The sequence below is a fragment of the Paenibacillus sp. FSL K6-2524 genome, from assembly GCF_038005525.1.
Classification (GTDB): Bacteria; Bacillota; Bacilli; order Paenibacillales; family Paenibacillaceae; genus Fontibacillus; species Fontibacillus anaericanus.
In genome coordinates, this window is sequence record NZ_JBBOSP010000001.1 from 4861051 (window position 1) to 4882847 (window position 21797).

Annotated in this window: 18 protein-coding genes; 4 read left to right on the forward strand and 14 right to left on the reverse strand. The window is 41.9% G+C overall.

Translation table 11 applies throughout. The features are described 5' to 3' along the window. Positions 1-21: 21 nt before the first annotated feature. From NST85_RS22470 to cymR, 3 genes are all read right to left on the reverse strand, one after another. Positions 22-1440, reverse strand: coding sequence for a PTS transporter subunit EIIC (locus NST85_RS22470; protein WP_127193915.1), 1419 nt, complete (start codon positions 1438-1440; stop codon positions 22-24). Between the two features lie 26 nt (positions 1441-1466). Beyond that, the gene (gene murQ / locus NST85_RS22475; protein WP_127193914.1) at positions 1467-2354 is read right to left on the reverse strand and encodes an N-acetylmuramic acid 6-phosphate etherase; all 888 of its coding nucleotides are present in this window, start codon (positions 2352-2354) and stop codon (positions 1467-1469) included. 273 nt (positions 2355-2627) lie between these two features. Continuing rightward, entirely contained in the window at positions 2628-3047 is a 420-nt protein-coding gene (gene cymR / locus NST85_RS22480; protein ID WP_127193913.1) for a cysteine metabolism transcriptional regulator CymR, read from the reverse strand. A 243-nt stretch (positions 3048-3290) separates the two neighbouring features. On the opposite strand from cymR, the gene mnmA reads away from it, so the two are divergent. Beyond that, the gene (mnmA, locus tag NST85_RS22485) at positions 3291-4409 is read left to right on the forward strand and encodes a tRNA 2-thiouridine(34) synthase MnmA (protein WP_127193912.1); all 1119 of its coding nucleotides are present in this window, start codon (positions 3291-3293) and stop codon (positions 4407-4409) included. 91 nt (positions 4410-4500) lie between these two features. Here mnmA and NST85_RS22490 read toward each other — a convergent pair whose 3' ends face one another. Beyond that, the gene (locus tag NST85_RS22490) at positions 4501-5811 is read right to left on the reverse strand and encodes a replication-associated recombination protein A (RefSeq protein ID WP_127193911.1); all 1311 of its coding nucleotides are present in this window, start codon (positions 5809-5811) and stop codon (positions 4501-4503) included. A gap of 347 nt (positions 5812-6158) precedes the next feature. Here NST85_RS22490 and NST85_RS22495 point away from each other — a divergent pair, with 347 nt between their 5' ends. The 3 genes from NST85_RS22495 to NST85_RS22505 all read left to right on the forward strand — a co-directional run bounded on the left by NST85_RS22495 (position 6159) and on the right by NST85_RS22505 (position 7286). After that, positions 6159-6464 (forward strand): CD3324 family protein, encoded by a 306-nt coding sequence (locus NST85_RS22495; RefSeq protein WP_211350210.1) that lies wholly within the window; start codon positions 6159-6161, stop codon positions 6462-6464. Between the two features lie 145 nt (positions 6465-6609). Then, positions 6610-6738, forward strand: a complete 129-nt coding sequence (locus NST85_RS22500; RefSeq protein WP_341190464.1) for a hypothetical protein — start codon at positions 6610-6612, stop codon at positions 6736-6738. Beyond that, entirely contained in the window at positions 6735-7286 is a 552-nt protein-coding gene (locus NST85_RS22505) for an HNH endonuclease (RefSeq protein WP_341190465.1), read from the forward strand. The genes NST85_RS22500 and NST85_RS22505 overlap by 4 nt, the downstream gene beginning before the upstream one ends. On the opposite strand, the gene NST85_RS22510 is transcribed toward NST85_RS22505, so the two are convergent. The 10 genes from NST85_RS22510 to NST85_RS22555 form a co-directional block, all read right to left on the reverse strand. Next, positions 7261-9420: a HelD family protein gene (locus tag NST85_RS22510; RefSeq protein WP_341190466.1), complete on the reverse strand. Its 2160-nt coding sequence runs from the start codon at positions 9418-9420 to the stop codon at positions 7261-7263. The two genes, NST85_RS22505 and NST85_RS22510, sit on opposite strands and share 26 nt — an antisense overlap. Positions 9421-9627: 207 nt before the next feature. Beyond that, positions 9628-10212, reverse strand: a complete 585-nt coding sequence (locus NST85_RS22515; RefSeq protein ID WP_127193907.1) for an ArsR/SmtB family transcription factor — start codon at positions 10210-10212, stop codon at positions 9628-9630. A 92-nt stretch (positions 10213-10304) separates the two neighbouring features. Continuing rightward, entirely contained in the window at positions 10305-11588 is a 1284-nt protein-coding gene (locus NST85_RS22520; RefSeq protein ID WP_341190467.1) for an MFS transporter, read from the reverse strand. A 247-nt stretch (positions 11589-11835) separates the two neighbouring features. Next, a complete protein-coding gene (locus NST85_RS22525; RefSeq protein WP_127193905.1) occupies positions 11836-12585 on the reverse strand; it encodes a tRNA threonylcarbamoyladenosine dehydratase in 750 nt (249 codons plus the stop codon). 79 nt (positions 12586-12664) lie between these two features. Continuing rightward, positions 12665-15121: a glycoside hydrolase family 31 protein gene (locus NST85_RS22530; RefSeq protein ID WP_246054327.1), complete on the reverse strand. Its 2457-nt coding sequence runs from the start codon at positions 15119-15121 to the stop codon at positions 12665-12667. A gap of 19 nt (positions 15122-15140) precedes the next feature. Beyond that, positions 15141-16907 carry a glycoside hydrolase family 13 protein gene (locus NST85_RS22535; RefSeq protein WP_127193937.1) on the reverse strand — a complete coding sequence of 589 codons (1767 nt, stop codon included), beginning with the start codon at positions 16905-16907 and terminating at the stop codon, positions 15141-15143. Between the two features lie 29 nt (positions 16908-16936). Further along, the gene (locus NST85_RS22540; RefSeq protein ID WP_127193903.1) at positions 16937-17779 is read right to left on the reverse strand and encodes a sugar ABC transporter permease; all 843 of its coding nucleotides are present in this window, start codon (positions 17777-17779) and stop codon (positions 16937-16939) included. Next, positions 17776-19086 carry a carbohydrate ABC transporter permease gene (locus tag NST85_RS22545; RefSeq protein WP_127193902.1) on the reverse strand — a complete coding sequence of 437 codons (1311 nt, stop codon included), beginning with the start codon at positions 19084-19086 and terminating at the stop codon, positions 17776-17778. The genes NST85_RS22540 and NST85_RS22545 overlap by 4 nt, the downstream gene beginning before the upstream one ends. Positions 19087-19172: 86 nt before the next feature. Then, positions 19173-20492, reverse strand: coding sequence for a sugar ABC transporter substrate-binding protein (locus NST85_RS22550; protein ID WP_127193901.1), 1320 nt, complete (start codon positions 20490-20492; stop codon positions 19173-19175). Between the two features lie 165 nt (positions 20493-20657). Continuing rightward, complete coding sequence (locus tag NST85_RS22555) at positions 20658-21680, reverse strand: LacI family DNA-binding transcriptional regulator (protein WP_127193900.1); 1023 nt, start codon at positions 21678-21680, stop codon at positions 20658-20660. Positions 21681-21797: the final 117 nt, after the last annotated feature.

Sequence of the window (21797 nt, forward strand, 5' to 3'; positions counted from 1 at the left end):
CACCTCAGTATTCCCAATAAGTTAATCCTGTTCTGCCATTGCCTCTTTTGGTACACCGAATAAATAAGTGGCGAGAAATCCACCAGCATAAGCTGCAACTAAGCCTATTACATATTTCAACCATAATCCATTCGCGATTAATGGAATTAATGCGACTCCAGACGGTCCAATTGCAATCGCTCCAACATTGCCAAATAAACCAATGACCGCTCCACCAATACCTCCACCGATACAAGCTGTAATAAACGGACGCCCTAGCGGTAAGGTTACCCCGTAAATCAATGGCTCTCCAATACCCAATATACCGACAGGAAGAGCACCTTTGATCATATTTCTTAATGATTTGTTCTTTTTACAACGAATCCACAGTGCAATGGAGGCCCCTACTTGACCCGCACCAGCCATAGCAAGAATCGGAAGTAATTGTGTCATACCTGAACTATTGATCATCTCAATATGAATAGGCGTCAACACCTGATGTAGTCCTAACATAACAAGTGGTAAGAACGATATGCCTAATACAAAACCTGAGAACGCACCACCACGTTCTAGCGTCCAGTTGATAGCTCCAATCAAATTCCCAGAAATAAATCCGGCAAATGGCATAATGAAGAAAATGGTGATCAGTCCCACAACCAATAATGCAATTGTAGGTGTAACGATAATATCGACAGCATCGGGAATAAATTTACGCAATTTTTTTTCAACGACCGATAGAATCCATACTGCGATAAGAACACCAATAACCCCGCCTTGCCCTGCCGTTAAAGGAGCACCCGTAAATATATTAAGAATCGGAAGATCAGCTGTAACACCTGTTAAAATCGTTACACCGCCGATAACTCCACCAAGAGCAGGAGTGGCACCAAATTCTTTGGCTGCATTAATACCGACATAAATGACTAGGTAACTGAAAATTGCATTTTTAATAACGTTTAATATAGTTACATATTGCTGCCAAGTCGATGCATCTAAATTTCCTGCTGTAATATTATTTGTTAGAATCGAGCCAATACCCGCAATTAAACCCGCTCCAACAAATGCAGGAATTAACGGTATAAATATATTTCCTATTTGTCGCAAAAAGTTTTTAAATGGTGTATTATTCTTTTTCTTTAATTGCGCTTTCATTTGTGCGCCCTTTGCTTGTAAATGCTCTGCCGAAGATGAACTTCCTCCCTCTACGGGATTCCCCTCTAGCAATTTGCCGAACTGTTCGGCTACTTTGGTCACGATTCCTGGTCCAAGGATGACTTGATACGTCTCATCGTCAACTACACCTAGAACACCTTCAATTTTCTTCAATTTCGCTTCTTCAATACGACTGCGGTCAACAACAGTGATGCGAAGACGAGTCATGCAATTGGTATATGAGGATACATTTGAACTACCACCGACAGCCTCTAATATTTTGACTGCCATATCATGATACTTGCTCATATTTATTCTCCTCTCTTCATTGCGGGTTATTTTATCGCTTGACGCACAAAACCTTGTGATGCTTCCAAACGTTGTACAGCTTCTTCTTTAGAAAGCCCAGTAAGAATCATCACAATTGCAATTTTCGGTTTGTGATCTGCTTGTTTCAAATAGTCTTGTGCTGTTCCAGCGTCACAATCTGTCGCATCCATTACAATACGTTTAGCACGTTCAACCAGTTTTTCATTGGTTAACTGTACATCTACCATTAAATTACCATATACTTTCCCCGTACCTATCATTGAAGCTGTTGAAATCATGTTGCAAATTAATTTCTGTGAGGTCCCAGCTTTTAAACGTGTTGAACCTGTTAACACTTCCGGTCCGTTAACGACTTCAATTGCAATCTTGGCAACTTTACCAATTGCTGAATCTTTGTTACAACTTACGGCTACAGTAGGTGTACCAATAGAATTTGCATATTCTAAGCCACCGATTACATAAGGCGTACGTCCGCTAGCGGCAATCCCTACGACAATATCTTTGGCTGTAAGCTTGATATCTTGTAGATCTTGCACCCCCAATTGTTCATTGTCCTCTGCACCTTCAACCGCTTTAATAAATGCTCTCTCTCCACCAGCAATTAACCCAACTACCTCTTCAGGCGCTGTCCCGAATGTTGGAGGACATTCAACGGCATCTAGTAAGCCGATACGTCCGCTTGTTCCAGCCCCCATGTAAATTAAGCGTCCCCCTTGTTTTATCGCCGCTATAGTCGCTTCTACCGCCTTAGCAATTTGCGGAATCTGTTGTTTAACCGCTTGTGCTACCTTTTGATCTTCTTCATTCATCACTTCTAAAAATTCAAGAGGCGTTAATTCATCCAAGTTCATTGTCTTCTTATTGCGAGTCTCTGTTGTCAAATGCTCAAACATGACTTTCATCATCCTCTTTCATTTTTGAAATCGCTTTCTAAATGCAGGATAACATCTTTGAAATAATATTTCAAGATTATATTTAAATATTTAAAATATAGTATCAAAATGCTAGAAACCATTAGGTGGGCTATATTGGAAGAATACACTCGTGTGACTTAAAAGAAACAGGGGATATGTTTTATGCGAGTTTCCAAAAAAATAAAGGACTCCATTAGGAGTCCTTTACCCTTGGTACACAAGGATTTTATTATGATCTTGAGTGTAAAAGAACTAGATATAGAACATATAGTTCTCTTTACCAGCATGCTCTTCAAATGAAATCAAACTCTCAAGTGTTGTCGAATCAAGCACGTCAGCAATACTATCACGAATACGCAACCACAAATCGCGCTTGGCTGGATCGTCCTCTTCCGTGAAATCCACTGGAGAGATAGGGCCTTCCAGCACACGGATGATATCACCAGCAGTAATATCTGCGGCTTCCTTAGCTAATATATATCCTCCGTACGCACCGCGAATACTCTTAACTAGACCAGCGTTACGCAGCGGTGCAATCAGTTGCTCCAAGTAATGCTCAGACAGTTGATTCTTCTCAGCAATACTCTTTAGGGAGGTAGGACCTTCACCGAACTTAGCGGCTAGTTCCATCATGATTGTTAGCCCATAGCGTCCCTTTGTGGAAATCTTCAAAGAAGCCACCTCTTTCAATTTTCAAGTAATATTTATATAATTGAACTTTGATCAATTAAAAATAAGGTTATAACACCCTATTCCTATCATTAACCTCAGCTTATCGTAACACATCACGTCTCTTTTTGGAAAGTAATACACATGCTTGCCCCAATTTGTTCACTAAAATTTTCAATTACCGCCGTAGGTCGTTTAAGACCAAAGCTTATGTTAAAATAACGACAGGAACAAAGGAGTGATATAATGTCGAAACCAAATAGTGAAACACGGATCGTCGTTGGTATGTCGGGAGGAGTTGACTCCTCGGTTACAGCACTACTACTGAAACAACAAGGTTATGATGTGATTGGCATATTCATGAAAAATTGGGATGATACTGATGAGTTCGGCGTCTGCACCGCAGAACAAGATGCGGAGGATGTAAGACGCGTCTGCGAACAAATTGATATCCCTTACTATACGGTGAATTTCGAGAAAGAATACTACGATAAAGTATTTGCCTATTTTCTCGAAGAATATAAGCGCGGGCGCACACCAAATCCAGATGTGATATGTAATCGTGAGATCAAATTTGGGGAATTTCTGCAGAAAGCGCTAGATCTCGGAGCGGATTATGTAGCCACTGGTCATTATGCTCGCGTCGTGAAGGATGACGCTGGAGTATTGAAGTTGCTACGGGGCGTAGATACTAATAAAGACCAAAGCTATTTCCTCAATGCATTGAATCAGGAGCAATTGTCCAAAGCAATGTTCCCGATTGGACATCTTCCCAAGCCGGAGGTACGGCGGATTGCCGAGGAAGCTGGTCTTTCTACGGCAAAGAAGAAAGATAGTACAGGGGTATGCTTCATCGGAGAACGAAACTTCAAAGAGTTTCTTAGCAATTATCTTCCCGCTCAATCAGGAAAGATGGTTGATATTGTGACTGGAGATGTAAAGGGTAATCATGATGGATTAATGTATTACACCTTAGGGCAACGCCAAGGTCTCGGTATTGGAGGATCCGGCACGGGTTCCGGCGAACCATGGTTTGTCGCTGAGAAAGACTTGGAGCGTAACATTCTCTACGTTGTACAAGGAGACAAGCATCCCAGCATGTATTCCACTAGCTTGATTGCATCGGGAGTGAACTGGATCTCAGGATCTCACAATTCACCTAAGGAACTGTTTAAATGCACAGCTAAATTCCGTTACCGTCAACCAGACCAGGGGGTTACTCTCGTTCCACGCGAAGACGGAACTCTTCTCGTTACATTTGATCAACCACAGAAAGCTATTACACCAGGACAAGCAGTTGTCTTCTACCAGGGTGAGGAATGTCTTGGTGGCGGAACCATAGAAGTTCCAGAGAAACTACAATAATAATTTATAAATAGTGTTAACAGATAGATGTAACTAAACAAGCCAGCCTTCCCGATTCATAGGGGATAGCTGGCTTGTTTTGTTGTCTCGATTAATCTTTACTTCTACGAAGCTCCTGATTATGTTTGATCTTGGCCTCATTACCTTGCTCTGTTGCCTCATAGAATGTCTTATTGGCCAGATTTGCTGGCAAATAATCTTGCTTCACATAGTGCCCCGGAAAATTATGCGGATACTCGTACCCAACATGGCCAAGCTTCTCTGCACCTTTGTAATGTCCATCTCTGAGATGTAGTGGCACTTCGGCCGACTTGACATCATCCATCGCCGACATGGCCTTTGAAATCGCCATCACAACGGCATTTGACTTCGGACTTTCGACAGCGAAGAGGATCGCCTGTGAAATATTAAGTCTGGCCTCTGGCCACCCATTGTTACGGTAAGCCTCTAAAGCACTCACTGCTTGGACCATAGCCTGCGGATTCGCAAGTCCAATATCCTCACTGCTGGCAGCGATCAGGCGCCGGATAAAGGTCATCGGATCCATCCCAAGCTTCTCGACTGCATAGAGGAACCAGAACAGTGCCGCATCACTAGAGCCACGAATACTCTTATGAAACGCAGATAAAATGTCGTATTGTGTTGATTCGTCTGCCTTTACAAGCGGCCGCCTAATCGATTCCTCTGCTACTTCCATGGTGATATGGACACTTCCATCGCTACGGGGCGGCGTTGTTAGCGCCGCAAGCTCCAGCGCATTCAAAGCTCGTCTTATATCACCATTAGCCATAGTGGCGATATGCACAAGCGCCTCATCATCCACTTCCAGGTTCATAAAGCCGAGTCCCTTATCGTTATCCTTCAGCGCTCGGTTCATAGCAATCAATGAATGTTCCTTCGTTAGTGGCTCCAGTTGAAATAATGTTGAGCGGCTCAGTAAGGCACCATTCACGTAATGAAACGGATTCTCCGTTGTTGCACCGATAAAGGTTATCGTACCTTTCTCCACCGCTGGTAACAGTGCATCCTGACGCGAACTATTGAAGCGGTGTACCTCATCTAAGAACAGAATCGTCTTCGTTCCGTAGAAGGACTTATCGCTTTGCGCTTTCTGAATCACTTCCCGAACATCCTTAACCGAAGCGTCCACCGCATTTAGTCTAATAAATTCGCCCTTCGTATGATTAGATATAATATGAGCTAATGTTGTTTTTCCACAGCCTGGAGGGCCATATAACAAAATAGAAGAAACTTGATCAGCTTCAATGGCACGACGCAGAAGTTTGCCCGGTCCTAGTATGGCTTCCTGACCAATATATTCATCCAGAGAGAGAGGTCTCATCCGATCGGCAAGCAACCGCCCAGAAGAATCACTGTCTTGCCCATATGAGAATAAATCCATTGTTTTCACTTCCTTCATGTCCTCTATTTTACCATAACGCAAGTAAAAAACATTTATAATCGTTCTTTCACTTTCTTCCCAACTCTATATATGAGTTAATATAGATGTCGGGCCGACAAAGTATTTGAAAGGAGGCTGATAGAAATGTTTTCAGTGAGTGAGGTGGTCTCTGCATAACGCAGAGACCCATAAACCGGGGGAGCTAAAAGCTCTCCCTTATTTCCATTAATAACCTATGTTAAGATAGAATCAAACCATTAACTATTTTAAGCCGAAAGGGGGATTTACGACCATGTTTACTTATCTTGTCAATCAGTTGGAAGACAGACAACGAAATAAGGAGGACCATGATCGTGAACTACAAAAATGGGAAGGATGTGCTTCCCCCTAGGCTGCTGAAAGAACTGCAGCACTACATTCAAGGCGAGCTTCTCTACATCCCTAAACCAGAACAAACTCGGGCACCTTGGGGGGAGCTTAGCGGATCACGCACATCGATTGCATTACGAAATAAGGAAATATTTATTCAGTATAGCGCTGGCCGCTCAGCTAAAAATTTAGCGGAGGATTTTTATTTATCAGAAGAAAGTATCCGAAAAGTATTATCCAAAATGCGGTTACTTAGACAAGAAGCATCTTCAGTTACGAAATGAGAACAAAGCCAAGACCTGTGCGGTCTTGGCTTTTTGGTATATCTATGAAGAAGGCGCAGGGATGAGTATAATAATTATAGTACTTACGTTATCATTCGATATGAATCAGAGGTGATATAAGTGAAGAAAGTTACTGAATCGCAGAATGATACGACTACCAAGGTATGTGCATGCTGTGGACAAATTAGCCCCTTATCACATTTTATGCGTAGAACGGGCAAAAGATCCAGTAAAGGCTCTCGGAGAGGAGCTTGCCGAAGTTGTCGCCAAATGAAGAAAGAACAACCTATCCTTCCAACAGCTGTAGCACCAACCAAAGCAAGTCATACTCCTGAATTATCCATTTCGCAACGATATCTACCTGTTGATATAGAATGTGCACCACTGCCCAAGCGCCGGATAAAACGTGCGCTACCACTCCCGCCCCCAAGAGCAGACGGTTTAGATGTAGGTATGCTCAAACCAAACCGCCATGGATTAGTTCGTATGAGAGGACGCACGGATAATGGTAGCCGTTGGCAACAAGAAGTTGACTATGATATGGCTGTTACACTCGTAAAAGAGCATGCTGCCTCCGTCGTTAATATCCATACCATCCGTCGGTTATACACCAACAGAACATTCCGCCGTTATATTCTGGACAGGGACAAGCTCACCTGCTTCTTCTGCGGGGAATATGGGGATACCATTGATCATCTATTACCACGTGCTAAGGGTGGGCACACAACACCAGTAAACTGTGTATGTGCCTGTAGCTTATGCAATCAGAGCAAAGCAGCCCGAAGCCTGGAAGACTTTATGGAAGAGTCGGATGACTTGTAATCACGATCTCTGAATTGTCCGTTGCAATATAAGTTGGAAGAGAATCGCCGTGCAGTAACCAAAGTTCATGCAGCGCACGAGTACAACCAACATATAGCAGCTTAGCATCATTTGGCCCATAGTGACTGGTATCAACATCCGTCATGATCACGGCGTCGAACTCAAGTCCTTTGGATAAATAGACGGGAAGTACCGAAATTCCTCCTGCATATTGTCTTTTATCCCCATCTATGAGATGAGCCTCAACGCCCTCACCAATAAGATATTCATACAGTTGCTTAGCTTCCTGTAAAGTACGGGTCAATAATGCGGCTGTACGGTACGAGCCAGAAAGTGCGGTTGCAAGTGCTTGCGAGATGGACGCCTCCCGTTGATCTCCCGCAGCCGATTGTAGCCGCACGGGATCACCACTACGGAATACAGGTACAGCCAACAAATCCGCACCAACGCCCCGTTTCAAGATTTCATTAGCGAACTCGATGATCTCCATTGTGGAGCGATAGCTGCGTGTCAGAGCAAAGTATCCGGTCTCCTCTGGTTGGAACAACCTGCTCATCTCATCCCAGCTCCGTACCCCTTTGTAATAATGGATACCCTGCGATAAATCTCCCAAGATGGTGAACGAATGACCTTTGACGAACCGATCCAATACAGCGACCTGGAATGGAGAAAAGTCCTGTGCCTCGTCAATGACAACATGGTCAAAGGTCATATTGCCTTCTATTTCATTGATACAGGTGAAGAGATATAATAGTGCGGCTAAGTCCTCTTCTTTGAGCATTTTTTTCTTCAAATAGGCTTGGGATTCCTTGAAAATGCTAGCTGGTATGCTCTCCGACATGTCCGGAAACCCCGTATTAGCACCCTTCTTAGCCTGAAATAGTTCTTGATATATAGCTACAGGCTCCAGCTCAGGCCATTTTTTCGCATAAGCCTTCTCCCGCAGTTGGGCCTTTTTCTTTCGCTCCTTCAGCACCGCAAGGGATGGTGACTTCTTAAGCTCCATCTCGATCCAGCGATGAATTCGTGACAACACCCGTTCCTTACGTCTCGCTACCGGGTAGTGTCTATATTCACCCTCAAACCACTGTAGAATTTCAGCATGTGAGAGTCTCGTTCCTTCCCATGGTTCGAAATCCAGTGAAGGGACGCAACATGATTCGATATTTTCCAGGAATGTATCGAGTATGGCTTTAAACTCCATCGAACCTTTGAATCTTCCCGATAACTTATCATCACCCACAACTTGTCGCTCTGTATCACTCACATCAAACCAGCGAGTTAATGCCCCTGGACCATCCGAAGGGGGAGACTCCAATCCTAGAATTTTTGCTCCCCAATCACTAAATGTACTCTGCTGAATATCTCCTACACCCAGTTCAGGAAGAACCTCAGAAATATAGTCGATGAACATGAGATTGGGTGCAAAAATAATCATTCTTTCCGCCGTTATTTGTTCTTTGTATTGATACAGCAAATACGCAAGTCGATGCAGTGCAACGGTTGTTTTTCCACTACCAGCTACGCCTTGAATGATCAACGCTGTATTTTTAGCCGCCCGAATAATTAAATCCTGCTCCGCCTGGATTGTCGATACAATATCGCGCAATCGATTATCCTTGTTCTCACCAAGCCGGTAGACCAAGAATTCGTCGGATACAGCCGGTCCTTCACTATCTTGGTTATAGGTGTCTGCAACCCGCTCCAATATTCCCTTGCGGATAACAACGTTCCTTTTCAGGTATACAAGTCCTTCAATTAAGCCTTCTGGAGCCTCATAAGAAGCAGAATCACCGCCGGTAAAGGAATAAAACAAACTAGCGAGGGGAGCACGCCAATCAATGACGATCGGCTCCTTACCTTCAGGATCACCCACACCCATTTTCCCAATATAGTACGGTGTTCGAGGCTTACCTTTTTCGCTGAAATCAAGTCGACCGAAATACGGCTCACGGAATGAACGTTCCAACTGATCTCTTTGTAATTGACGACTTTCTTCAAGCAACTGTTCTGTAAAATCATGTCCCGTATATACGGGAATACTGCGAAGCGCTAGTAATTGTCTCTCGATGTCTTCCAAGGTGCGGTCCAGCCGCGCCTTTTCTTCTTGATAGGCACTTTGAAAATCCTCCACTTTCAGTTACCTCCTAAGGTATCGTATTCCATATTGTGCTTCGCTTCAATTCAGAATCATTGTGCCGAAGTCAAAAGGAGTTTCATTATACCACCAGGAATGGAAAAAGGCGACTTCAAGCCGTTGGTTCTAATAGTTCTAAGCAAAATTCATTTAAAACAAAAAACACTTCCTACTCCAATGAGCAGAAAATGTCTTTAGAATGAATCAAGATGGTTCGTTGTCTTTCTCATCCGCCTCTTTCACCGGACCTGGATCTTTTACCAAAGAAAGAAAAAAATCGTGTTTAGCTAAATTTTCTCGTTTATCCTCAAATGGGGCACACATTTCGCGGATCTTTTGTATTAATTCCTCTGATTCTTCCTTCGTCATATACAGGGCAAGATCCGCCAGCTGACCAAAAGGTTTTTCCGAGGACCCCACAAATCCTAAGAATCTTGCTTTCTTTTGCTCAAATATATTATTAATAAGCTTTTGTGATTCCGAAATAATCATCTTTTGAACAGGTAAGGAGGCATCAGCGTGCTTAATTTGTATATCACCATCAAAAGGGAGATAATATTTTGCGATAATACCCTTTATATTTTTGGTGGAAACAAGTTTCAGTAGTCCTACCTTTTCTAGTTTTTTTACATGATAATGAACTTTTGCTGGAACCTCTCCCAATTCATCAGCTATTTCCTTTACGGTTGCAGGCCGATCCATATTGAAAAATGTATTCATAATTTGCAGCCGATAAGGATCAGAGTAGACTCTAATATCCTCCAGACTGGTCAAAATCATTTGCTCCATAATAGAACACCCCAATCAGAGCTTCCCCTAAAGAAACCTGTCTTTTCGTCTATTATAAGTTGTCTTGGGATATTATACAAAGCACATTAGCTCTATACATCACGAAATCCTTTATCCCACAGCATACTGACTGCGGCGATCACGAGCAAACCACCCATGATACCGAAAAATACCGGAACACTAATCCATTCTGCTCCTACACCAGATAATGCACTCCCCACAGGCATCGTAATCGTACAAAGTAAGCCTACCAAAGCGCCGACCTTGCCCAGCATCTCCATTGGTGTAACCTCCATGATATATGTGTTAAGAGGAGTGGATGCACATGTAACCCCAAGACCCATACCAAAAAACAATACACCTGCTGAACCAAGCCTGATCACTTCAGGCAGATGGGGTGGCAAACTTAGAAGAGAGTAACATACCCCTGAAATTAATAAACCACAGATGAGTAATGTGCTTTTCTTAAATCCGCTTCCTTTGTTACCAAGCCAAATTCCACCTAGAATCATACCCAGCACAAGTGAAACACTCAGTACGCTCATTCCTGTGGCTCCAGTAGATAATGTGTCCTTTACATATACGGTTTGCAATACATTTAACGGAGTCAAACAAAAATTAACAAAAGCCGCCAAAATAACCGTCGTCAGAATGAGCCTATGATTACGCACAAATTTAAAAGAGGCACTAATTTCCTGTCCATATTCACGCAGCTTTCCTCCTCCAATTGGCGCTGGTGCTGGCTCTGACTCAGTCTTCGTTACATGGTTAAGTACAATTAAATTGATTAAAATAGCCGAAATAATAAACGTTAACGAATCCAGTAGAATAGCTCCTGACAACCCTACCGTTGAGATGATCACCCCAACTACAGCGTAACCAGCCAGTTCAGCGGTCCTAGTAACGGAAGAGAGAAACGAGTTGCCACTTAACAATGATTCCTTTTCCAGCAAAGAAGGGACGATACTCATTTCAACCGGACGTGAAAAACACTCAAGTGTTGAATTCAAGAAAGTAAACAGGAATAAATGCCAGGTTTCAAGGAGGCCCATCGCATATAAAAGGGCAGTCAACGCGACGACCAAACCTCGTAACATATAGACTGTGAACAGAACCTTTTTCTTGTTCCACCGATCTGCTAGAACTCCCGCCGGAAGACCAAATATTACTGCGGGTATAAAGTTCACGGCGAATAAAGTTCCCATCAAAAGCTTGGATCCTGTCAGTTCATATACCATCCAGCTATATGCAATAGCATCTACTGAATCTCCAAAGCGAGAAATTGCGTCACATAAGAGAAATATTACATACGACCGATTGCGAAGCAGACTCCTGAAACCAGCTTTCCCTTTGGCTTGAACCAATTCCGTTTCCATGTAAACCCACCATCCTTCATTTCTATAAAATAATTTTAACGTTAAAATTATTTTATCATCGTTTTTATGATATTCAATCCCTTCGATAAAATTATTTTCACGTAAATTATTACGACGCATATTATTCCCAATTACAGTTCCTAGCTGATATATAAAATCCCCTCGCAGCATGATAATCGGCAAACAAAAAGCGCTGGCTCAAGGGCATCTAAATCCCTTATAACCAACGCTTTTTTGTACCATTAATTTAGTTTTGTTTATTCTCTAACAATTCACGTACAGCAACGCTAACCATAATTAAGCCAACAACAGGTGGTACGAAGGAATTACTAGCTGGTGGTTGCTTAGCCTTGCGGATCGCCGGGGCATTCGCCGGTACGATCTTCTCCGTCACATCAGCACGCGGCTTCAGTGGCTGCTCCGTAGAGAAAACCACTTTAACCCCTTTCTTGATGCCATCCTCGCGTAGCTTCGTACGAATAACGCGCGCCATAGGGTCCATATGAGTCTTGGAGATATCAGCTACTTGAAACTTAGTCGGATCCATCTTGTTAGCAGCACCCATGCTAGAGAGAATAGGAATTCCACGTTTACGGCATTCCTTGATCAGATGGATTTTATATATAATCGTATCCGAAGCATCCAGCACATAATCAATATCGTATTTGAACAGTTCCTCATAGGTTTCTTCCGTATAGAACATATTTAGAGCAATTGTCTCACATTCCGGGTTGATCAGTTTCACTCGCTCGCACATGAGATCCGCCTTCTTCTGTCCAATCGTTGTTGTCAACGCATGAATCTGCCGATTAATATTCGTGATATCGACAACATCCTTATCGATCAGGATAATCCGGCCTATGCCTGTTCTGGCTAAACCCTCTACCGCCATGGCTCCTACGCCACCAATACCAAGAACCGCAACTGTACTGTTCTTCATGATATCCAGGCCTTCTGCCCCTATAGCAAGCTCTGTTCGTGAAAATTGATGAAGCATGTCTATTTACCTCCCAAAATGTGACCACTATCTATAGAATCTTATTATTCTATATGATAGGGCAAAATAGGCCAAGGAATCAACATGATATAATTTCAAGGTATACTCCTTGATAATCAGTGAATTCGCTTTTGATAACTAGCTTTTGATTATGATTGCTATAATACCAACCAGACGCATGAACCTTTAGATCTTCCATATTGTCGACACGTTCAATACCAACGATATTATCAGGAACAAAGCCAAGCTGGTGAACATTGAAGATAAGTGACTTTCTCCCCAACCCATAGCCACTCTTAGCATACTTTAACCTGATCGAAAGCTTACCCATCTGCCTCTGGCATTGAACTTTCAACAGGTTACACTCACCTGTTTCATATTTGTCAGTAAGTCCGTCATCCTCATACAGCATAAATTCCCTTGTAGACAATTCTTCGCCTTCCAAATAACCAGAACAATACACATTGAAATCTAGTTGTAACCATTCCGCAGTTTCCGTATGCTGTTTGATTCTCGTCTGTGGAATAATAGCACCAGATCGTATAAAGATGGGGAGGGTATCTATTGGAGCCTGTGCAACGATATGCTGACCTCCATGGTGACGCTCCCCGCTCCAATAATCATACCAGGTTCCCTCGGGTAAATAGACAACCCGATGCTCTGTTCCTGGACGGTAGATTGGGGCAATCAACATATCTTTACCAAATAAAAATTGGTCAGATAAATGAAACGTATTTCTATCGGTGGGATATTCAAGTACTAATGGAGCCATGACAGGTAGGCCTGTTTGAGAGGCCTCATAGAATAGTGAATAGATATAAGGGAGTAAGCTGTATCTTAATTCGATATATTTTCGACAGATTGCTTCTACCTTGTCACCAAAGCCCCATGGCTCCTGGCCTTTTGTATCAATAGAACTGTGATTTCGACAAAATGGCGTAAATACACCTAATTGCATCCATCTTGTTAATAATTCACCAGATGTATGATGCACAAACCCACCGATGTCGGCTCCGCAGAACGGAACCCCCGATAATCCCAAATTGATTCCCATCGACATAAACAGTGACATATGCTCCCAATAACTACGATTATCTCCTGTCCACACAGCAGCATAACGTTGTATCCCTGCATATCCGGCTCTCGTTAGAATAAATGGCCTTTCACCCTGTAAAAGCTGACCAAGCCCCTCACACGTTGCTTTACACATCAGCAATCCATACAAATTATGGAGCTCTCCATGACTCTTCGGGTTGCCTCCATTCTGATGCATGATATCTATATCCATCGTTTTCGACGATGAATTGAACACGCTTGGTTCATTCATATCATTCCAAATCCCGCTAATGCCAAGATCAACATAAAATTGGTGTAAATCTCCCCACCACCTGCTAACCTTCTCATCTGTAAAATCAGGAAAGACACTTGCACCCGGCCAAACATGACCAACAAACTGGGTACCATCCGGTTTTTCACAAAAATACTTCTTCAAGCTGCCTTCCTCGTACACATTATATCCTTCTTCAATCTTAACCCCAGGATCGACAACAGGCACAACTCGAAAACCCATTTCCCTCAGTTCCTTCATCATTTTAGGAGGATCAGGAAACCGTTCTTTATCAAAAGTAAATACTTTATACTCATCCATGTAATGAATATCAAGGTAGATTACATCACAAGGTATTGCCCTCTTTCGAAATGTTCTTGCTAATTCCAACACTACATCCTGGCTCATATAACTGAATCGCGATTGTTGATATCCCAGTGACCACAGAGGAGGAAGCTTCATCTTTCCCGTTAATGTAGAATAAGCTGATACGACATCTTTAAGCCCAGGACCACCAATGAAATAGAGATCGATCTCTCCGTTCTCTGTTTCTATCAAATACGACTCTGTATCTGTACGCATATCAAATACCGTCCGACCAGGATTATCTGCAAATATCCCATAAGTTCCTCCGGGATGATGATGGATCAGTAACGGGATGGACTGATATAATGACTCCATATCTGGAACATGTGGGTCAAAGACATCCGAGTTCCACATCGTATATTTTTCCCCACGCTTATCCATAAAACCCGTTGTTTCTCCCAGACCATAAAGTAATGCTTCTCGCGATATAGCTCCACGGCAACGCAATTTCTTTCCCGCATAATATAACTCGTGGCTATCACATACCTCTTCCCCACCGAAACTTACACGAAATGACATTGTCGCTTTAGTTATTGTGACAACAATATCGCCTCTACTAATTTCCAACCAAAACTCAGTCTCTACTATACTCCAGCCCAATTGTAGTTCATAAGGTAGAAGTGCAGGTGTAGGTGCTATATCAGCGGAATGCCCCTGTATCGATCCGACAATTCTAACTACTGAGGGTCCAGGAAACAGAATCGTATAATTTACCATTTCTCCATATACGATAATATGTGTTGTACGTAACTCGTAACGAACGACCGAACCTATGTCTTTATACGTTATAGAGGCCGCAGAACTGTCTATTTGATCCGGGTGAATAGTTTCACTCGTTTGCATGTCCTCCATCTCCTATCTTTTAGTGGTTTGTTCTTGATTCCAACTTACAGCTACTCAGAATACGAAAATCATAAGAAGATAACTGCTCCTGAAAAATAGAGGGGGCTTCATTAACTATTTCATCAGAGAAAACATCTCTCCATTCCCCTATTGGCAATGATAGAGATACTGCAACGTCTTCTTTTCCAGCATTCATAATGATAATCAGGCGGTCATCGCCTTCAGCGCGTTCATATACAAGCAGCGAAGAGTCTTTCTCTGCTGTTAATGCCCGGAATGTTCCCTTGCGGAGAGCCGGGTGAGCCTTACGAAGTGCAATTAATGACTTGTAAAATAACAATAAATCCTTATCTTGTTTGGCCAGTTCCCACTCCATGCATCTACGATTATCTGGATCGAAATGTCCAGACAATCCAATTTCATCTCCATAATAAATGCTTGGAGCTCCTATAAAAGTAAATTGAAAAGCTACGGCTAGCTTCATCATCTCCTTATTATCTTTACATAATGTCAGTAACCGTACCGTGTCATGGCTGTCCAAATGGTTGAAGGCGGCCTCATTAACTTGCTGTGGATATCTCGCCAGATAACCGCCAATCCCAGCAGCGAACGTAAATGCATCCATGTTATGAAAGACCATAAAATCAAGAATAGCATTGGCCACAGGGTAATTCATGACCCCATCAAATTGATCACCTTCAAGCCATGCCATCCCGTCATGCCAAACTTCTCCCAATATATAGGCATCTGGTTTAGCATTCTTAACGACCTGACGGAACTCCCGCCAAAATTGATGGTCCACCTCATTAGCTACATCTAACCGCCATCCATCAATGTCACATTCTTCGATCCAATATCTTCCTACATTCAGGAAATATTGTTTCACTTCGGAATTCGCCGTATTTAATTTAGGCATAGTCGCTTCAAAAGCAAACGTCTTATAAGTCGGAATCCCCTCCTTAACCTCAAGAGGCCATTCGTTAATATGGAACCAATCGTAATAGAGGGATTCTGTTCCTTTCTCAACAACATCTAGATAACGGTTGAACGTAACCCCACTGTGGTTGAATACCCCATCCAAAATAACGCGGATTCCCCGTTCATGACATGCTTTAACTAGCGTCTTCAACGTTTCTTTATCTCCAAAATGAGGATCAATCTTCAAATAGTCACCTGTATCATATTTATGATTCGCTGGGGCTTCAAATATAGGATTAAAATAAATCACAGTAATTCCGAGCTCGCTCAAGTAATCCAGAGAGTTGATAACTCCCTGTAGATCACCGCCGTTAAATGAAGTGTACGTTGGCTTACTTCCCCATTGTTCCACTGTAACCGGATCATTCGAGGTATCTCCATTCGCAAAACGATCAGGAAATATTTGATAGAAAATCCCTTCATTGACCCAAGCAGGTGGCTTATGAATATCAATAGCATGAAGAAACGGAAATTCGAACAGTCCTAAATGTTCAGTTGGTGGATTATCGTGTATTCCTTTCTCCGTGAACCATAGTTGCTCTTCACCGCTAAGTAATTGAAACCCATATTGCAATCTCCCATAAGGAGGGTGAACAGTTGCTTGCCAATAATCAAACCGCTCATCACTTGCTATGACTCCCATCTGGGCTATCTGCATGTCAGCCCATGGAGCACATTTATCTCCAAATAACACTTGGACCTCAGCTACATCATTTCTTTTAGTCCGTATTCGCAAATGTATAGTTTGATCATCGTAACCGTATGACCAACATCCTTTAGGCCGATGATATATCGCTTCTAATAACATCAAATTACAGCTCCTTCGTAAATATTATGTTAGCCCTTGTCTGCTCCGGCCATCAGGCCTTCGACCAGGTATCTTTGGAGTACGATGAATAACAAAGTTAATGGGACAGCAACGAGTACGCAACCTGCAGCGAATAACGTAAATTCTGTCGCAAATTTACCTTGGACAATTTTGAATAAACCGACTGCAAGAGTTTGTTTCTCAGGTGTGCTCAAGACCATGTTCGCAAATATAAAATCAACAAACCCACCGCTAAATGATGTTAACGCGATATAGACTAACATAGGCTTGGAGAGTGGAAGCATGATCCGTCTGAATACAGTTAAATGACCAGCACCGTCTATTTTTGCCGCATCGATCAAGCTTTGCGGGACCGTATCAAAGAAACTTTTTACATATAAAAATCCCATCGGAGCACCAGCTGAGTAAACGAGAATCAGCGAAAGATGTGTGTCCAATAACTGCAATTGCATCAATAAAATATAGACAGCAATCATGCTCATGAAGCCAGGGAACATACCGACAACTAGCATGTTAAGCATAATTTTCTGACGACCTCTAAAGCGGAAACGAGAAAATACATACCCCGTAATCGTTACTAGAAGCGTACTGAAAATCATAGTAAAGAAAGCAACCTTAAATGTGTTTATAAACCATTGCGCATATGGATATGTGGCAAACAAATCTCGATAATGCTGTAACGTAAATGAAGTAGGGATTAGATGTTCACTATATAAAGCATTACCCGGTCTAACAGAAGACATAATTACCCAAAGAGCGGGATATAGACATAAGATACCTATAGTGACCAGCCCAATATAACAAAGTAAATTTCCAAAGTTAAATCCTGACTTTAGATCCGACTTTCTCATCTGTACTGATCCTCCTCTTTGAATGCCTTAGTTCTCTTTAGATTCACAATAGAGAAAGAAGCGATAATAATGAAAATAAAGATACCAATGATAGAGGCATAGTTATACTTCCCACTGTCCATTGTCAATTTATACAACCAAGTAATCAGGATGTCAGTACTTCCCGCAAATTGATACGTTGGATTGACTGGATTACCGTTCGTTAGCAAATAGATCAGATTAAAGTTGTTTATATTCCCAGCAAAGCTCATAACAAGTAACGGCGCAAACGATAACATAACCGTTGGGAACGTTATGGCATTAAATTGTTGAATTGAACTTGCTCCATCAATTTCAGCAGCTTCATATAAATCTTTGGAGATCGTCGACAATATTCCTATGATCATCAACATGCTAATCGGAAACCCTATCCAGATATTTACGATAATCACCGTAAACTTTGCCCAGAAAGGATCTGTTAGCCATGGGAGTCCGCCTAATCCGAAATATTTGAGATATTGATTAACAGGACCAAACTCACCATTGAACATATTTCTCATGATCAAAAGTGATATGAACTGCGGAATTGCGTAGGGGATAATAAATAACGTCCGCCAAAATCCTTTAAAACGAATTCCCCTCTTTTGCACCATTAACGCCACAACAAATCCGCCTACAAAAGTTGTAATCGTTGCGCACACAGTCCAGATTAGCGTCCAAAGAGCAACCCCAAAAAACGTATTATTCCAAGCATTAATCGTAAAAAGATCTCTGAACCCATCGAATCCAATCCAGCTTACTAGCTTTGCTGGGGGTAGGTAATTCGGTGAAGAATAGTTTGTAAATGCCAGCATTATCATAAATAAGATCGGCATCAGTGTAAAAAAGATAACGAGCATGAGCGGAAGTGAAATAACCACCTGTGGAAACTTCTGACCCAATAAATAATTTACGGTTTCGCTAAAATTGTTAGACTTGATACCTTGTTCTCGCAACTTGCCTATCTGATAAGCATCTCGTATGTTTGCGACATAAATAAACAGCATAATGATCATCGCTAGAATAACAATCATTCCTTCGATCAATAAGAAGATTGAATGATCCCCACGAATGTTAACATATACTTTCCCAACCTTTTTAAGCTGATCGGCTTGTTCTCCTAAAGTGGTAATTCCCCATATAGCCCTTGGTAGTAGGGTTGCTAGATAAATACCTGCAATATGAACGAAGAAGAATACGATCCCTTTTAGTAACTGTCGATTGTATATTTGACCAAACCCCATACCTATGAAGGAGAGTATCATAGCCCGCTTTCGATGCTGTCCCATTCCGAATCATCTCCTGTAAATGGTGAATGTGTCCGTCATCCGCTCGCAGAAACGGATGACGTCACATTTTTATACACGTTCTCGCTTTATTTATTCAATGTTTCGATGCTCTGTTTAACATTCTTGACTGCGTTGTCCAATGTTTTCTGTACATCTTCACCGTTCCAAATCAGATCCAATGCATTCGCCATTGGTTCCCATACAGTCTGCATTTCGGGGATTGACGGCATGGCCTCTGAATATTCAAACTGACGAATCGCTCCACTCACCATCTCATTTTTTGCAATGGAGGGTTCATTCTCCATATCTTTACGTGCCGGAATGAATCCTGACACTTCGAAGTTCCTTACGAGTGCTTCTTTCGAAGTTACATATCTTGCAAACAATTTCGCTGCATTCGGATATTTCGAATAGGAGCTGACATAATAAGCCTTAACTCCAGCAAAAGTACGCGGGTTCTCATCATTAGGAAACTTAGGAAGTGGCATCATTCCTACTTCAAAAGGAAGTGATGAGAAGTTTCCGATATTCCATACGCCATCTAAATTGATAGCTAATTTACCTTCTTGGAACAATGCAGTCTTAACATCTGTAGTTAGATCGGCGGCAGTCATCGGTAAAATCTCACGCATAGTTTGGTAATACTTAGCTCCTTCAACAACTTGTGAACTATTAATTCCGATTTCTTCGGGATTGGTGTTGTTATCTCCGAATATTGAACCCTTGTATCCTGAGATAAACGGATAGTAGAAGTACAGATTATTCAAGCTCATCATGAATCCGTATTTCTTCTTGCTTACATCATTAAATGATTTAGAAAATTTGATAATATCGTCCCAAGAGGTCAACTCAGCTTCCTTAACTAACTCTTTGTTATAGAACAAGGCGTAGGTTTCCATATTTCTTGGATATCCATAGAGGATGCCATTCAAAGTAACTGCTTTAGTGGCTGTTTCCTGAAATTCAGCTTTTGTTTCTTCCTCAAAGTAATCATTGGGTAGTACAAAACCTCCCGCTACCGCTTGACTCAAGTTGTCATGGGGGAGAACAAGTAAGTCAGCACCCAATCCTGCAGGGCCGTCTGTTTTCATTTTTTGCATTTGTTCTGGAGCACCCTGTTCTTGAACTTCTATAGGAATGTTATATTGTGCGCTAAACTCTTTGGCGATTTCCTTTAGGAAGGGAATTCCGTCTTTACCATCCCAAATGATCAGTTTGGCACCCGGTTCCGCTGTTAACTCCTCATCCTGTGCCACTTCTTCTCCATTGACTTGTTCATTTTGTGAAATTGCGTTACTTGTGTTCGCTGTGTTGCTGGCATTGTTATTTCCCTTAGTGGAACAAGCTACGGTTGTAAAGACCATCATCATAATGAGTAACGACATAGCTATTCTTTTTGTATTCATACTGTAATCCACCCTTCACGTTTGAGTTAACCGCTTACAATTAAACATTTAATCATTTGAAAAACATACAATTCCTACTAAAACAACTGATATCTAGTAGGTGATCACCTCCTCAAGCCGCAATTAGATTAATCGTTTAATCATCTATTAAAAAAAAGCACTATTTTAACCTTTTGTGTTTGAAATAGTGCTTTGTCTTACAACCAAGCTAACCGGTACGGTAATATACTTATCATTACAAGTAATTCCATCAATCTGATCCAGCAGCATAGTTACAGCTACTTTACCTTTGTGCGCAACGTCCTGGCTAATCGTAGTTAGAGAAGGGATCATGTACTGTGTATAGAAGATATCATCAAAGCCCACCACCGAAATATCGCGTGGAACTGCCCATCCCATATCATATAACCCTCTTATTAGACCCATTGCTGATACATCCGAAAAAGCAAATATAGCACTGATCCCATCTGCATAACTGCTTACTTTTTGCGCAGCCTGGTAACCACCTTGTATGGATGAGGACTCTTCAAATACCAATTTATCATTCTTAGTAATACCATTCTCTCTTAGCGCTCTTAAATATCCTTGATATCGGAAGTAGTTAACCCCACCCTCTTGCAATTTACCTGTTAGTATCGCAATATTCTGATGACCAAGTCCCAGCAAATGCTTTGTTCCAAGATATCCGCCCGCTTCGTCATCCAAACAAACCTGATGAAGCTCCGGATCAGACAGATAGCTATCCAAAAATACACATGGCACACCTAAATTTAAAATTTGCTCATAAGAAGATGAGCGTTCAAAAACACCTACAACGATCAGACCGTCCAAATGACGAGTTTTTACAAATGAAAAGTTCTCCGTCTCATCAATACCAAGCAGCATAATCTGCACCTGATGATTTCGTGCACCCTTCTCAACTCCGCGCACAAGCTCCCAATAAAACGGATTATCCTGAATCATCCCTTTCTCTAAGAGCGGAACAACCACAGCAATTAAATGAGACTTTTTGTCTTTCAGATTACGTGCAGAAGCACTTGGGGCAAAATTCATTTCCTGAATAACTTTATTCACTTTAGCAGAGGTAGTGGACGATACCCTACCGGTTCCATTCATAACATTGGACACCGTAGCAATAGATACATTTGCGATTTGAGCAATATCTTTAATGGTGATTTTGTTATTCATGGTTACTCCTTATCTTTGGTTAAACGTTACATCAACTACTGATTCGATTAAACCATCCCAGTTATTTTTTGTCAATATTAATTTATTCATAATGTGGTAAGGATTCATAATAAACAA

Coding starts and splice junctions, on each gene's coding strand:
- murQ (WP_127193914.1), bottom strand. CDS start 2,354: ATGTTTGAGCATTTGACAACAGAGACTCGCAATAAGAAGACAATGAAC.
- NST85_RS22505 (WP_341190465.1), top strand. CDS start 6,735: ATGAAGAAAGAACAACCTATCCTTCCAACAGCTGTAGCACCAACCAAA.
- NST85_RS22495 (WP_211350210.1), top strand. CDS start 6,159: ATGATCGTGAACTACAAAAATGGGAAGGATGTGCTTCCCCCTAGGCTG.
- NST85_RS22545 (WP_127193902.1), bottom strand. CDS start 19,086: ATGGGACAGCATCGAAAGCGGGCTATGATACTCTCCTTCATAGGTATG.
- NST85_RS22550 (WP_127193901.1), bottom strand. CDS start 20,492: ATGAATACAAAAAGAATAGCTATGTCGTTACTCATTATGATGATGGTC.
- NST85_RS22530 (WP_246054327.1), bottom strand. CDS start 15,121: ATGCAAACGAGTGAAACTATTCACCCGGATCAAATAGACAGTTCTGCG.
- NST85_RS22515 (WP_127193907.1), bottom strand. CDS start 10,212: ATGGAGCAAATGATTTTGACCAGTCTGGAGGATATTAGAGTCTACTCT.
- mnmA (WP_127193912.1), top strand. CDS start 3,291: ATGTCGAAACCAAATAGTGAAACACGGATCGTCGTTGGTATGTCGGGA.
- NST85_RS22470 (WP_127193915.1), bottom strand. CDS start 1,440: ATGAGCAAGTATCATGATATGGCAGTCAAAATATTAGAGGCTGTCGGT.
- NST85_RS22555 (WP_127193900.1), bottom strand. CDS start 21,680: ATGAATAACAAAATCACCATTAAAGATATTGCTCAAATCGCAAATGTA.
- NST85_RS22520 (WP_341190467.1), bottom strand. CDS start 11,588: ATGGAAACGGAATTGGTTCAAGCCAAAGGGAAAGCTGGTTTCAGGAGT.
- NST85_RS22490 (WP_127193911.1), bottom strand. CDS start 5,811: ATGGATTTATTCTCATATGGGCAAGACAGTGATTCTTCTGGGCGGTTG.
- NST85_RS22500 (WP_341190464.1), top strand. CDS start 6,610: ATGATACGACTACCAAGGTATGTGCATGCTGTGGACAAATTAGCCCCT.
- NST85_RS22535 (WP_127193937.1), bottom strand. CDS start 16,907: ATGTTATTAGAAGCGATATATCATCGGCCTAAAGGATGTTGGTCATAC.
- NST85_RS22540 (WP_127193903.1), bottom strand. CDS start 17,779: ATGAGAAAGTCGGATCTAAAGTCAGGATTTAACTTTGGAAATTTACTT.
- NST85_RS22525 (WP_127193905.1), bottom strand. CDS start 12,585: ATGCTTCATCAATTTTCACGAACAGAGCTTGCTATAGGGGCAGAAGGC.